The 12,803-nt window shown below is 71.1% G+C and carries 7 protein-coding genes; 1 reads left to right on the top strand and 6 read right to left on the bottom strand.

Annotated elements, in window-relative coordinates; genetic code table 11:
• Positions 1-106 precede the first annotated feature (106 nt).
• Positions 107-667, bottom strand: a complete 561-nt coding sequence (locus G4D85_RS15955; RefSeq protein ID WP_164012727.1) for a hypothetical protein — start codon at positions 665-667, stop codon at positions 107-109.
• A gap of 740 nt (positions 668-1,407) precedes the next feature.
• Here G4D85_RS15955 and G4D85_RS15950 point away from each other — a divergent pair.
• Positions 1,408-1,863 (top strand): hypothetical protein, encoded by a 456-nt coding sequence (locus G4D85_RS15950; protein WP_164012725.1) that lies wholly within the window; start codon positions 1,408-1,410, stop codon positions 1,861-1,863.
• A 107-nt stretch (positions 1,864-1,970) separates the two neighbouring features.
• Here the strand turns inward: G4D85_RS15950 and G4D85_RS15945 are convergent, their stop codons facing one another.
• The 5 genes from G4D85_RS15945 to G4D85_RS15925 all read right to left on the bottom strand — a co-directional run bounded on the left by G4D85_RS15945 (position 1,971) and on the right by G4D85_RS15925 (position 12,685).
• Positions 1,971-2,969, bottom strand: a complete 999-nt coding sequence (locus G4D85_RS15945) for a hypothetical protein (RefSeq protein WP_164012723.1) — start codon at positions 2,967-2,969, stop codon at positions 1,971-1,973.
• 192 nt (positions 2,970-3,161) lie between these two features.
• A complete protein-coding gene (locus tag G4D85_RS15940) occupies positions 3,162-4,778 on the bottom strand; it encodes a sensor histidine kinase (RefSeq protein ID WP_240359300.1) in 1,617 nt (538 codons plus the stop codon).
• A gap of 146 nt (positions 4,779-4,924) precedes the next feature.
• Complete coding sequence (locus G4D85_RS15935; protein ID WP_164012721.1) at positions 4,925-7,150, bottom strand: S9 family peptidase; 2,226 nt, start codon at positions 7,148-7,150, stop codon at positions 4,925-4,927.
• A 76-nt stretch (positions 7,151-7,226) separates the two neighbouring features.
• Positions 7,227-9,593, bottom strand: coding sequence for a hybrid sensor histidine kinase/response regulator (locus G4D85_RS15930; RefSeq protein WP_164012719.1), 2,367 nt, complete (start codon positions 9,591-9,593; stop codon positions 7,227-7,229).
• A gap of 173 nt (positions 9,594-9,766) precedes the next feature.
• Positions 9,767-12,685 (bottom strand): TonB family protein, encoded by a 2,919-nt coding sequence (locus G4D85_RS15925; protein ID WP_164012717.1) that lies wholly within the window; start codon positions 12,683-12,685, stop codon positions 9,767-9,769.
• Positions 12,686-12,803: the final 118 nt, after the last annotated feature.

Genomic DNA, 12,803 nt, shown 5'->3' with positions numbered 1-12,803 from the left:
ACCCGGAAGAACACCTTCGACCTTCGCAGGCTCTGCGCTCTCCAGAACCTGGAGACCCTCCACCGCCGCATCGACGAGAAGCGGCGGCTTGCGGCCTGAGGTTCCACTAACCTGTTTGGCGCTCTAGTGCCGTGCTTCCAGGTGAGAAGTGCTGCGACACCAGCTCCCTCTCTACGGCATCGAGCGCTTCCTGGTACGCCGGCGGTAGCTGCCCCCGCTTCGCCGTGAAGCCCTGATAGCGAGCTCCATCGCGAACCTGGGTGCTGGAGAGCGCATCCCGGCCTGCTCGGCCCAGTCCCCGGAGCATGTCACTGGCACGTTCGGCCCGGTCCAGGGTCTCGGAGAGCTTCATCCCCCGCCGCTGCAGCTCCTCGCGGACAGTGCCCATCCGTCCCAGCGTCTCTCCCAGTTGCCTGGCGTCGCCCAGCAGGCCGAGCAACTGGCGCAGGTCGTCGTCGAAGGCCGAGTGGACGATGAAGAGGGCAAATACCTCGGTCCGGGAGAGGCCGTACTCCTCGACCGAGGTGACGAGGAAGCTGGCACGCTTGCGGTTCAGTACCGTGGACGCGTCCGCCCCCAAGGGCCCCAGGGCACCCAGAAGGACTGCATCCCAGTCGTCCAGCCCTCCCACCAACCGGGGCATGTCCACCCTGCGCTGCAGTGCCATGAATTCCGCGGGCGACGCGCATGCCAGGAAGGACGCGAGCACGTCCTTGCTGGAGGACAGGGCAGGCCATCCTGAGGGCAGCGGCTGCCCACCCGCTACTTCACAGGGGTCCGCCCTGTCCATGACCGAGCCCTGCTCACGACCCGACCCAAGTCGGAGGTTCAGCCGCTCTGACGCACCTGGTTCGATGGGGGAACCCTCGGCGTCCTGGTGGATGCCCGCAGTGTCCCATCCAGCCTGTGCGGGGCGTAGCCCCTGAGCCAACGCCCCCCTGTGGCCCGGCCGGGGAGCCGACGTGGCGCAGCCGGTTGCCAGCATGGCCACGCAGGACAGCAGCATCCATCGCCGCCGCAGACAATCAGCCGACATGGTTCATCCCAATCCCGACTCTCGGGAGGCGCAGCGATAGCAGCCACACAACGGCCCGGCTTCCATGCGCGGCCATGCCCATCTCCTGCTTTTCCCAATCGGGAGAAAGAACGCATGGTCTCCGTCCTGTCCGATAGAGCACCGGGCCGGCGGCGAGCGCGTCGTGTCGAGAAAATCAGTGCTTCATCGCGAGGGCATCCCCCCACGGGCCAGCGCTACCACACCTGGCGCGCCGAGGAGCGCGGCTTCCCACTGCGGCGGCCCGCCCCCACGGGCGTGCGGAAAGGGACGCGGCGCCGCCCTTCTGGTGCGCTGGTCCGCGCGGGGCCACGTTCCTACCCATCCCCGCTGGCTCTCACCGGAGAATGCTCATGGCCACACGTCCGCTGTTCCGCCTCCTGCCGTTATGGGTCCTCGCCGGGCTGAGCCTCGGTCACGGAGGAAGTGGAGGCGGCGGAGGCGACAGCGGAGGCTGTGGCTCCGACGACCACCACCCGCAGGCCGACTCCGAGCACATGCGGGCCTCGGGCGCGGTGTGCCCGCCGGGCGGTGGTCCCACGGCCCAGGACTTCGGCCGCGCCTTCCTGGAGACACACTGCCTCTCGTGCCACAGCGCCAGCGCGACGGAGGCGGCGCGCGAGGGAGCTCCAGCGGGCGTGGACTTCGACACTCCCGAAGCGGTGCGCCAGTGGGCGGAGGCCATCGACGCGCACTCGGCCGCCGGGCCAGCCGCGAGGAACACCTCGATGCCTCCGGCCTCGCGCCCCGCGCCCTCCATGGATGAGCGCGTCAGGCTGGGCCAGTGGCTCTCGTGCGGCGCTCCGTGAGCCACTGGCTCGGGCACCGGCTGTGAATCAGGAGGACGGGGCCTGGCGCCCCGGCCTCCTCGCTCCACCGTGCCTCCCGTGACGGGAAGGCGCGGGAACCACCTGGCTCACGGGCAGACGCCGCAGTCCGACTGGCAGCTCGCGGCGGTGGTGCTGGTGCCGCAGCTCTCGGAGAGCTGACAGGTGCCGTCACCGCAGTGGTAGATGTCCTGGGTGCGGATGCGGGTGGTGATGGGGCGGTACGCCTTCCCGTTGTACGTGCACTTCGTGTAGTACGTCCGCGACGTGTCCAGCTGGCAGTACGTCCGCGCGGAGCCCACGTGGCCGATGACCACGGCGCAGTCCGGGTCTCCCGCCCACGACGACAGGCCGCAGGCGCGCACGGTGCTCTGGTCATAGGACAGGTAGTCCGCGTCGTTCGCCGCGAAGAGCCCCTCGCCGTTGAAGAGGTTGCCGAAGAAGACCGCCTCCGGCTGGTTGTACGTCGTCAGCTCGCCGGTGTCGGTCGGAATGACGGCGCCCAGCGCGTCCCGCCCCAGCACGGAGATGTTCAGGTGCACGCCGTACTTGTTCACGTGCGCCGCCAGGCAGCCGGACACCACCTGCTGCTCCAACAGCGTCGCCGTCGCGCCACCCGCCCAGCCCGGCGCCAGGCCCAGCACGCCCGTCCACGTGTACGTCGTGCCCGCGTGCGTGTACGTCAGCGACTGTCCCGAGGCCAGCGCGCACCGCGCCATGTATCGCATCACCTCGTCCGAGCGCGCCGGGTCCGCGCCAAACCACGTGCTGAAACCATTTGTCGACAAGCCGTTCGTCGACAGGCCATTCGTCGACAAGCCATTCGTCGACAGGCCATTCGTCGACAAGCCATTCGTCGACAGGCCATTCGTGGAGAGCCCGTTGGTGGAGAGCCCGTTCTGCGACAGCAGCCCGTCCGCGTGGGTGCCGAGAGACTCGCCCTCCAGGTCCATCCCCGGCTCCGCGGGGCCGCAGCCGATGGCCGCGACGCAGAGCAGCATGGGTACCAGCCCCCAGCCGCGCGGATGGCGGCTCCAGCTACGGGTGACCTCGAAGCGGGAAGAGGTCTGGGAAGTGAGCTGGTGCATGGGACAGCCTCCGCGTTGGGGGTGACCGCGGTTCGTGCGGTCACGACAACGGGTAGTGCTTCCCGCTCGGGCTGACAGGTGTCCCCGCGTGCAGATCGAACATCTCGGTCCTGCGGCAAACACGTATTCCGTGTTCCGCCTGACTCTCCACCGTGAGACAGCCACACGGAAGACTTTCTCGTCTGTAATGACTCAGGCGCCGCGCGGTGCGCTCACCGTCGCGGCCGCACGCGCGGCCCGTGCGTCACGCGGCAGTGACACCGTGAAGGTGGTGCCGTCGTGCTCGGAAGAGCTCACGTGCACGCTGCCTCCATGGGCCTGGACAATCTCTCGCACGATGAACAAGCCGAGTCCCAGCCCACCCCGCCGCCGGCCCTTCTCGCGAGCCGTGCTGGCCTGGCGGAACGGGTCGAACAGCGTCGCGAGCTGCGGCGCGGGTATGGGCGCACCCGGGTTATTGACCTCGAGGACCTGCCACACGTCCTGTTCCATGCAACGCAGAATCACCGGCGCATCCTGCGCGCCATGCTCCAGCGCGTTGCCCACCAGGTTGCTGAGCACCTGCGCCAGCCGGTCCGCGTCCCAGACGCCGTCCGCGCGGCCGTCCACGTCGAAGGCGATGTAGCGCTCCGGCCACGCGGCCGTCAGCTCCTCCACCACCTGCCTGCACACGGTGGTGAGGTTCACCGGCGCCAGGTTCAGGGGGATGCCGCCCGACAGCCGCGCGCGGGTGAGGTCGAGGATGTCGGAAATCATCGTCCCCATCCGCGCCGCGCTCCGCTCGATTCGCTGGGCCAGTTGCTGATGGTTGGAGTTGTGCGCGCTGCGCCGCCGCAGGGCCCGCGCGGACAGGGAGATGGCGTTCAGCGGGTTGCGGAGGTCATGGCCGAGGATGCCGATGAAGCGCTCGCGGAACCGCGCCTCCTCCGACAGGCGCTCCAGCGCGCGGTGGCGCTCGGTCATGTCCATCATCGAGCCAATCATCCGCACCGGCCGGCCCGCCCCGTCGCGCGCCAGCACGCCCCTGTCCAGCACATGGGCCCAGGTGCCATCGCCGCGCAGGAAGCGGTACTCCGCCTGCCACGCGGCGCGCGTGGAGGCCACGAAGTCCCGCAGGCCGGCGGCCGCCGCCTCGCGCTCGTCGGGGTGCACGCGCACCGCCCACCAGTCCAGCCCGTGGGTGGACGTGTCCGGGCCGTAGCCGAACAACTCCCCCGGGCTCGCCTCCCAGCGCACGGCGCCGGTGGCCAGGTCCCAGTCCCACAGCACGTCATGGGTGGCGCGCGCCGCCAGCCGGTAGCGCTCCTCCGCCTCGCGCAGCGTGGCCTCCGCCTGCTCATGCTCGGCCTGCGTGGCCCTCGCGCCCTCCAGCGCCGCCTCCGCCTTGCGCCGGGCCTCGCGCTCGCGCTCCAGCGTCTCGCGCAGCGCCTGCGCGTCCTCCTCCACCGGGGGCAGCAGCCACAGCGCGAAGCCCTCCCCTTCCCTCACCGCCACCGCCTGGAAGCGCGCGTCCACGCCCTCGCGCCGCACCCGCAGGGGGACGGACAGCGGCACGCCGGTGGCACCCAGGCGCACACAGTCCTCCACCGCCAGCCCGCTCACGCCCCCGGCCGGCCAGGACGACAGGCGCGGCTCCAGCCCCCAGTCGCGCACCACGTCCTCCGCGGCCGCGTTGAGCGACGCGCAATGGAAGTCGAGCACGTCGCCGGCGGGTGCTCGCACCGGCTCGAAGAGGATGCAGGGTGCCGGGCTTCCCGCATGGGGCGTCCATGCCGGGGCGACCCCGGGTAGCGCTGACAGACCCGCCATTGGACTTCCCCCGGGCGCGCATGGCGCCACGCCCGCCGGACAGGCTGCGCGCGGCGGAGGACGGAGAGTGCCATGTCCCCGGCGGTGCGAGCCTGCCCCCGGGTACACCCACCGGGTGCAGTGCTCACCCGTGAGCATTCCGCACGTCAACGGCTCGTGACGCCCGGGGCCGGCGACAGGTGCTCCCGGAAGTGCCGCATCACCCGCTCCTCCAGGCGCTCGCTGACGAGCGGATCCGCCACCATGTGCGTGAAGCCGCTCAAGGGCAGCACCTCGTGCGGCCGGCCGGCGCGGAACAGCGCGTCCGACAGCTTCAGCGTGTGGAAGAAGTAGACGTTGTCGTCGGCGGTGCCGTGGATGAGCAGCAGCTTGCCGATGGGCTTGTCCTGCTTCGCGTAGGTGAGCAGCGAGCTCCGGTCGTACGCCTCCGGGTGCTCCTGGGGCAGGCCCAGCAGGCGCTCGGAGACGTGCGTGTCGTAGTCGCGCCAGTCCGCCACCAGCGCGCCGGCCACGGCGGCCTTGAAGACGTCCGGCCGCTCCATGGCGGCGAGCGCGCTGATGTAGCCCCCGTGGCTCCACCCGACGATGCCCGCGCGCTGCACGTCCACCTCGGGCACTTCCGCGGCGAGCGCCTTCAGGGCGGCGACCTGGTCATCCAGCGTCACCATTCCCAGGTTGTATTTCACGGCCCGCTGCCACTCGCGCCCCCGCAGCGGCGTGCCGCGCCCGTCGAACTTCACGACGAGGAAGCCCTGGTCCGCCATCCACTGCGCCATGAGGTGCTGCACCATGCTCTGGTGGACGCTGGTGGCGATGGCGCCGCCGTACACGTCCACGATGACGGGCAGCTTCACGCCCGGCTTGAAGTAGCGCGGGCGGACGATGGACGCCCAGAAGCCCTCCTTGCCCACCTGCCGGACTTCGAGGCGCGGCTGGAAGGGAGGCTCCTTCGCCACGGAGGGCAGCTCGCCCACGCGCGTGCCGTCCGACTTCAGCACGTGGACGCGCCGCAGGCTCGTGGGCCCCTCGGTGGACAGCGTGAGCAGGCCGCCCTTCTCGCTCATCCGCGCGGACTCCAGCGCCGGGCCGCCCGACGTCACCCGCGTGGGCGCCCCGCCCTTCACCACGCACCACAGGTAGCGCTCGGTGGGGTTGGGGCCGCCGAGGAAGTAGAGCGTGTCCTCCTCGGGGAGGTAGCGCACCAGGGCGCGGAAGCCCGCGTCGGGCTTCACCAGCGAGCGCGCGAGGCTCCCGTCCGCGTTGCGCAGCTCCACCTCGTGGGCGCCGTTGCGCTCGGTGAGCCAGAGGAAGCCGCTGCCGTCCGGGAGCCAGTGGGGGAAGGGCGGATACAAGTCCAGCCACGCCTCGTCCTGCTCCGTGAGCAGCACGCGCGTGCGGCCCGTCTTCACGTCCACCGCGAGCACCTGCTCCTCCGTCTGCAGGCGGTTCTGCACCAGCAGCGTCAGCGGCCCCTTCTCCGGCCACGTGACGGCGGCCAGGTACGGGTACTTCCCGGCGTCCCAGTCCACCCACGTCGTCCTGCCGCCCGTCGCGGGGATGAGGCCCAGCCGCACCTTCGCGTTGGCCTGGCCCGCGCGCGGGTACGGGAAGCGCTGGGCGCCGGCCTCCGGGTGCATGACGTCGACGATGGTGAACTGCTCCATCCCGGCCGTGTCCACCTCCGTGTACGCGAGGAGCTTCGCGTCCGGGCTCCACCAGTAGCCCGAGTAGCGGCCCATCTCCTCCTGGGCGAGGAACTCGGCCAGGCCGTGGGGCTTCCCCGGTGTCCCGCCGCGCGTCACCCGGTGCTCCCGGTTGGAGGCCAGCTCCACGCGGTAGACGTCGTTGTCGCGCACGTACGCCACCTGCCGGCCGTCGGGAGAGAAGCTCGGGTCGATGACGCCGGGCCCCGTCTTCACCTCCGTCACCTTCCCGGAGGCGCGCTCCACCACGTACAGCCGGCCGGACAGCCCCAGCCGCAGCTTCTCGCCGTCACGGGTCAGCTCGAAGGAGGTGAAGCCCGAGGCGCGCAGGCGCATGCGCTCGCGCCGGGCCTTCTCCTCGGCGGAGAGCGTCTCCTCCGCGCCCTTCAGGAGCGCCTCCGGGGTGAGCACCTCGCGCGTCTGGCCCGTCGCCACGTCGAAGGCGAAGAGCGTCTGGAGCCGGGAGGTGGGCGAGGCCCGGAGGAAATAGACGGTCTTTTCGTCGGGGGTGATGCTCGTGAGGCCGGGACGCCCCACGCTGAAATAGCTCGTCTCCGCCAGCTGCCGGGGGAGCGAAGGCTCCGCCACGGACTGGGGAGAAGCCGAGGGCTTCGATTGGGCCAGGACGGGAGCGCTCAGCAGGGCGAGCGCCGCGACGAGGTAGCGCATGAGGTGGCCGACCCCCTCCGGGAGAGGGAGCCGCTCCTTTCACAGCGAGGTGGGGTGCACCGCCCCCCACGCTACCTCACGCCCCGTAGCGGGGAAGCCACACGGTGAAGGTGGTGCCGTGCTCCGCGGAGGACACCACGTCCACGCCACCGCCGTGCCCGCGGACGATGTCGCGGACGATGTAGAGCCCCAGGCCGATGCTCCGGCTGGACTGGCCCTCCTTCAGCGTCCCGCGCGTCATCGGCTCGAACAGGCGCGGTAGCAGCTCCGGGGGAATGGGGTCACCGCCGTTGAAGACCGTCAGCAGCGCCTGCTCCCCGTCCACGCGCGCGCCCACCCGCACCGGCGCGCCGGCGGGGCTGTAGGCCAGCGCGTTGCCAAGGAGGTTCGTCAGCACCTGGGCGATGCGGTCCGGGTCCCACTCGCCCTTCAGCTCGGCCCCCAGGTCCAGCTCCACGTGCCGCCCGGGGTGCGCCACCAGCAGCTCGTCCAGCACCTGGTGCACCACGTCCTTCAGGTCCGTGGGCTGGCGGTGCAGGGCGATGCCACCGCCCAGTCGCGCCTTGGTGAAGTCCAGCAGGTCGCGAATCATCCGCGCCGCGCGCTCGGTGGCCTGGTTGATGCGCACCACCATGCGCTTCTGCGAGTCGGACAGCTCGCCCTTCTTCTCCAGCAGCCCCGCGGACATGGAGATGGCCGCCAGCGGGTTGCGCAAGTCATGGGAGACGATGCCCACCAGCTGCTGCTCGAACTCGGCGCGGCGGCGCAGCTCCTCCTGGGTGCGCTGCTGCTCCGCGAACAGGCGCGCGTTTTCGATGGAGAGCGCCGCCTTCGCCGCCAGCTCCTCCACCAGGCCCTGGTCCTCCCGCGTGAAGGGCCGGCCCGCGCTGAAGCGGCAGACCGACAGCACGCCCACCACGCGGCCCTGCATCCGCAGGGGGACGCCGACCAGACTGTGGACGGGGAAGCGCCGGACCGCCTCCTGATGCTCGGGCTTCACCAGGGCCAGCAGCAGCTCCTGCGTGAGCACGGGAATGAGCTGGGACTGGCCGCTCTGCAGCACGCGCCCGCTGAAGCCCTCGCCCGACGACAGCGGTGCCTGGAGCACCTGGCGGTAGAGCGTCGCCACCTCCGCGTCCTCGTGGTGGAAGGTGCCCAGCTCCAGCCGCTCACCGTCCTCGGACAGCAGGAGGAGGGCGCACGACTCCGCCAGCGTCCGGGACACCTGACGGGCAATGGTGTCCAGCAGCACGTCCAGGTCGCGGTTGGTGACGCTGAACGCGTCGGAGGCCTCGCCCAGCAGCTGGAGCCGCGCGGCGGCGGCGCGGGCCTGCTCATGCGCCCGGCGCTCCTCGGAGGACAGCCGCACCCGCTCCAGCGCCTGCGCGCACGCATGCGCCAGCGCGGTGAAGAAGGCCCGGTCCATCTCCGTGAAGGCCCGCTCGCGCGCGAAGGACAGGCCGATGGCGCCCAGCGCCCGGCCCTTCACCAGCAGCGGCAGGGCGATGGCCGCCTCGTGAATTCCCCGCACCTCCACGTCCGGGTACTGCTCCCGCCACTCGCGCACCGAGCCCAGCCAGATGGGCCGCCGCTCCCGCACGGAATCGGTGAGCGGAATGGGCAGGCCCAGCGGGATGCGGCGCCACTGGGCCAGCACCGACTCCGGGTAGCCCATGGAGTCCACGATTTCGAGCGCCTCGCCCGTCGCGTCCAGCAGGTTGACGGCGCCCGCCTTCGCTCCGGCGGCCACCAGCCCCTGCTCGAAGAGGGCGCGGCACACCTGCTCCACCGTGGTGGACTCGGACAGCCGGGCGGCGAAGTCCCGCAGCCGGTCGATGTAGCCGGACGCGCGCAGCGCGGAGTCCCGGGCCTCGGACTCCTTCTGCTTCAGCAGCTCCGACTGGCGGCGCACCTGCTGCTGCGCGCGGAACAGGTCCACGAAGACGGACACCTTCGAGCGCAGCACCTCCGGCGGGAAGGGCTTCTGCAGGAAGTCCACCGCGCCGGTGGCGTAGCCGGTGACGAGCTCCACGTCGTCGCGGCCGTAGGCGGTGAGGAAGATGATGGGGACGTTGCGCGTGCGCTCGCGCTGCTTGATGAGCGAGGCCGTCTCGAAGCCGCTCAGCCCCGCCATCCGCACGTCCAGGAGGATGACGGCGTAGTCCTCGCGCAGGAGGAAGCGCAGGGCCTGCTCCCCGGAGGACGCCTTGTCCATCCGCACCCCCAGCGGCTCGAGGATGGCCTCCAGCGACACCAGGTTGGCGGCGTTGTCGTCCACCAGCAGCACCGCCGGGGGCTCGGAGCCCGACACCTCGGGACGGTTCGCGGCCTCCTCGGGAGGAGGCATCAGGGCCGCCACCGACAGATTCGGCGCAGTCACGGCATTGCGGGTTCCCAGTCGCTCCAGCCACTCGGCCATCGTCGGAATCCCGTCCTGGAACATGAAGTGGTCACCTGATGTACGGCGGTCCGGAGTGCGTCCGGAGCCCTGGCCCGGTGGGGAGCCGGGCCAGGAGAACAACGACCATTATAGGATTACATCGTCGGCGCGCCCGTCACGGGCAGGCTGGCGGCAGGGCGGCCGGACAAGCGTGAGCTATCCATCACTCGCGCTGCTCAGTAGCGGCCCTTCACGCCGAGGATGGGCAGGACGATGGGCAGCCCCACCGCTTCCTTCGTCAGGGGCCGTCCGCCGCCGCCGGTGTACTCGAAGCCCACCGTCTCCCGGCTGATGGTGACGTTGAGCATGTCCAGGTAGGCCTCCAGGTTGAAGGAGTCGTACACCCACGCCTTGGACACGCGCACGTCGAAGCGGAGGAAGCCCGGCAGCCGGTCCACGCGGTCCCGCTGGGAGCGCACCCAGATGGCCCGCTGCGTCGCCGTGTCCGTGCCAGGGCGGTGCGTGGCGGTGCCCAGCGCGCCGGCCTCCGGACGGCCGGTGTTGAAGTGGACCACGCCGCCCACGGTGATGCTGTTGGAGAACTTGTAGCTGAGCACCAGGTTGACGATGTGCGTCTGGTCGAAGACGAAGGGCAGGTCGGCCTCCGCCTCGCCGATGACGTTGCCCGCGCTGTCGTAGCGGTGGAACTTCGTGCGGCGGGTGCTGCGCTGCAGCGAGTAGGACAGCCACCCGAACCAGTTGTTGCCCAGCGGGTGGCGCAGCAGCAACTCCATCCCGTAGGCGAGGCCGGTGCTCGTGAAGTCCGGGAAGTCGATTTCGCCACGGTCGGGGATGAAGGGGTCGTCCGGGTCCTCTTCCTGGAACGCGCGGCGCTGGGCGCGGGCGTAGCGCGCGCCCTCCGTCGTCACGTCATCGGGAAGGTCGGGGTCCACCTCGTCCACCAGTCCCTCGTCGGAGAAGGGCGTCAGCTCCACCGTGCGCAGCATGGGGTTGACGTAGACGTCCAGCCCCACCTCCAGGTCCTTCCACGCCTTCCACTCGAGGCCCGCGGACACCTGCACGCCCTCCTGGAGCCCCAACAGCAGGCTGCCCACGTCCACCACGGGCAGGCTGATGAGGGAGGTGGGCGGCTGGTGGAAGAGGCCCGCGCCGCCCTTGAGGGTGAGCCGGTCCGTCATCTTCCGGCGCACGGTGAGGCGCGGCTCCAGCGCCTCCCGGTCGATGCTGGGGGACAGGTGGTAGTTGTCCACGCGAAAGCCGGGCACCACGCTCCACTTGTCGTCCGGCTGCCACACCGCCTCCACCCACGCGCCCATGAAGGTGCCCAGCGCCACCGGCGCCGTCTCCACCTGCTCGGAGCCGTTGCCCCCTTCGTCCAGCAGGTCGACGATGGCGCGCTTGTGGTCGATGTCCGCGCCCGCGCGCAGGGACAGTCGCGGGGACACCGGCATCGTGTAGCCCAGGCGCGCGGACCAGGTGCCCTGGTCGATGTAGAGGGCGTTGGCGTTGTCGGCCACGTCCTCGTTGATGAAGGCGAAGCGGTCCAGCCCCCACGTGGCGCCCACCTCCAGCTCGCCGGGGCCCACCGGCTGGCGGTACCGCAGGTCCACGCGGTGGAAGATGATGGACTGGAGCGCTGTCTCACCGGACGCATCCTGCGCCTCGGTGCCGAAGGTGTCCGAGGAGCCGAAGGCGAACAGCCGCAGCTTGCCCTTGCCGATGTCCTGCTCGATGCGGGCCTGGTAGTCCCAGAAGTCGAGCACCACCTTCGGGTTCTCCCGGCCCGGCGCCGGCTGGCCCTGCAGGCTGTTGGCGGCCAGGGCGATGATCCACGGCGTGTACGAGTAGCGGCCGGCGACGCTGACGTTGGTGCGGGTGTCCTCGAAGGGCGTCTCGATGAAGAAGCCGGCGTTGATGAGGTCCGCGTACGCGCTTCCGTGGACGCCGTCGTCGCGCGGGCGGCTGAGGCGCCCGTCGATGGCGCCTCCCATCAACCGCCCGTACTTCGGCGGCGGCGTGCCCGGATAGAAGTCGATGGCGTCGATGAAGTCCGGGTGGATGACGGCCGGCCCGAGGAACAGGTGGAAGAGGATGGGGACGCGGATGCCGTCCAGGAAGTAGCCCGTGGACGCGGGCTGGCTGCCGCGCACCACCGGATAGGCCACGCCGGACAGCATGCTGCCCACGCCCGGCATCAGCATGACGACGCGGAACGGGTCGCCCATGGTGCCGGGCACCTCGCGCAATTCGGCGTCATGCAGCGTGATGCGGCTCACCTCGGTGCGCTCGCGGTCGCCGCGCACCACCGTCTCGTACGGGTTGATGACGGTCGGCTCCAGCCCGTACACCACCTCCAGGGCCTCCTTCGCGTTGAGCGCCTCGCGGAAGACGAAGGGCTTGTGGCCGGGCGCCAGCACGCGGACCCTGTGGACGCCCACCGGCCAGCGCGCCTCGAAGCGGCCCTGCGCGTCCGTCTGCACCGGCGCGTCCGCCAGCTGGTCCGACAGCAGCGTGGCGCCGGCGATGGGGCGACGGTTGCCCTTGGTGCGCACCAGGCCGCGCAGCGTCACGGGCCCTTCCGGCGCGCCGCCATCGACGCCGGCCATGGGAAGAGGCGCCTCGAAGCGGTACTCGAAGAAGAGGCGCACCTGCACCGGCTTCCCGTCCAGCGTGGCCGGTGAGAAGCGCAGCGAGGGCGCGGCGTGCAGCGCGGCCCTGTCCAGCAGCGGGTGGACGCCCTCCACCAGCGTGGCGCTGTCCACCTCGCCCGCCTCGTCGAGGAGCAGCTCCAGCTTCACCACGCCCGCCACGCCCTCCGTCGCGAGCTGCGGCGGGTACGGCGCGGGCGAGTCCGCCACCAGCGACGGCGGCACGAAGGCCTGCTGGGGCACGCCTGCGTCCGACTCCGAGCCGGGAGCCGCGAGGTCGCCCGGATACAGGGCCCAGCCCGCGTCCGTGCGCTGCAGGTCCACCTCGGCTTCCACCGGGGCGGACACGGCCGCGTCGGCCACACCGCCGTCGGACCTGGCCACGGCCTGGGCCTGGGCCACGAGCACCGGCACGAGCAGCCCCAGCGCCAGCGCCACGGCGCGCGCCCCCGGGCACACCCTTCGCCACCTCTGTCCACGAGTCATGTGCTTCACGTTGCTGTTCAGGTCGGCCCCTGGGCTCCATGAGGCCAGGGACGGCGCGGGGTGACAAGCACCCCCGAGTGGAGACCCCTGCCTGTCTGCTCTCGTCCGGTCGAAGTTC

The sequence above is a fragment of the Pyxidicoccus trucidator genome, from assembly GCF_010894435.1.
GTDB lineage: Bacteria > Myxococcota > Myxococcia > Myxococcales > Myxococcaceae > Myxococcus > Myxococcus trucidator.
This window is presented reverse-complemented; position numbering and strand designations above follow the sequence as displayed.